The sequence below is a fragment of the Streptomyces sp. NPDC015345 genome, from assembly GCF_043078805.1.
Classification (GTDB): domain Bacteria; phylum Actinomycetota; class Actinomycetes; order Streptomycetales; family Streptomycetaceae; genus Streptomyces.
Window position 1 is genome coordinate 2,058 of record NZ_JBIBTX010000020.1, and the last position, 1,330, is coordinate 3,387.

Annotated in this window: 1 rRNA gene (running past one end of the window); it reads left to right on the forward strand. The window is 57.0% G+C overall.

Annotated elements, in window-relative coordinates:
• The first annotated feature begins 55 nt into the window (after positions 1 to 55).
• Positions 56 to 1,330 (forward strand): 23S ribosomal RNA (locus ACF062_RS38420) (it continues 1,273 nt past the right edge of the window).

Below are 1,330 nucleotides of genomic sequence, written 5' to 3' on the forward strand. Positions count from 1 at the left end.
GGTGATGGGTGGTTGGTCGTTGTTTGAGAACTGCACAGTGGACGCGAGCATCTGTGGCCAAGTTTTTAAGGGCGCACGGTGGATGCCTTGGCACCAGGAACCGATGAAGGACGTGGGAGGCCACGATAGTCCCCGGGGAGCCGTCAACCAGGCTTTGATCCGGGGGTTTCCGAATGGGGAAACCCGGCAGTCGTCATGGGCTGTCACCCGCTGCTGAACACATAGGCAGTGTGGAGGGAACGCGGGGAAGTGAAACATCTCAGTACCCGCAGGAAGAGAAAACAACCGTGATTCCGGGAGTAGTGGCGAGCGAAACCGGATGAGGCCAAACCTATGACGTGTGATACCCGGCAGGGGTTGCGTCGTGGGGGTTGTGGGATCTCTCTTTCACAGTCTGCCGGCTGTGAGACGAGTCAGAAACCGTTGATGTAGACGAAGGACATGCGAAAGGTCCGGCGTAGAGGGTAAGACCCCCGTAGTCGAAACATCAGCGGCTCGTTTGAGAGACACCCAAGTAGCACGGGGCCCGAGAAATCCCGTGTGAATCTGGCGGGACCACCCGTTAAGCCTAAATATTCCCTGGTGACCGATAGCGGATAGTACCGTGAGGGAATGGTGAAAAGTACCGCGGGAGCGGAGTGAAATAGTACCTGAAACCGTGTGCCTACAAGCCGTGGGAGCGTCGCGTGCAGCACTTGTGCTGTACGTCGTGACTGCGTGCCTTTTGAAGAATGAGCCTGCGAGTTTGCGGTGTGTTGCGAGGTTAACCCGTGTGGGGAAGCCGTAGCGAAAGCGAGTCCGAATAGGGCGATTTAGTAGCGCGCTCAAGACCCGAAGCGGAGTGATCTAGCCATGGGCAGGTTGAAGCGGCTGTAAGAGGTCGTGGAGGACCGAACCCACCAGGGTTGAAAACCTGGGGGATGACCTGTGGTTAGGGGTGAAAGGCCAATCAAACTCCGTGATAGCTGGTTCTCCCCGAAATGCATTTAGGTGCAGCGTCGTGTGTTTCTTGCCGGAGGTAGAGCACTGGATAGGCGATGGGCCCTACCGGGTTACTGACCTTAGCCAAACTCCGAATGCCGGTAAGTGAGAGCGCGGCAGTGAGACTGTGGGGGATAAGCTCCATGGTCGAGAGGGAAACAGCCCAGAGCATCGACTAAGGCCCCTAAGCGTACGCTAAGTGGGAAAGGATGTGGAGTCGCACAGACAACCAGGAGGTTGGCTTAGAAGCAGCCACCCTTGAAAGAGTGCGTAATAGCTCACTGGTCTAGTGATTCCGCGCCGACAATGTAGCGGGGCTCAAGCGTACCGCCGAAGTCGTGTCATTGCG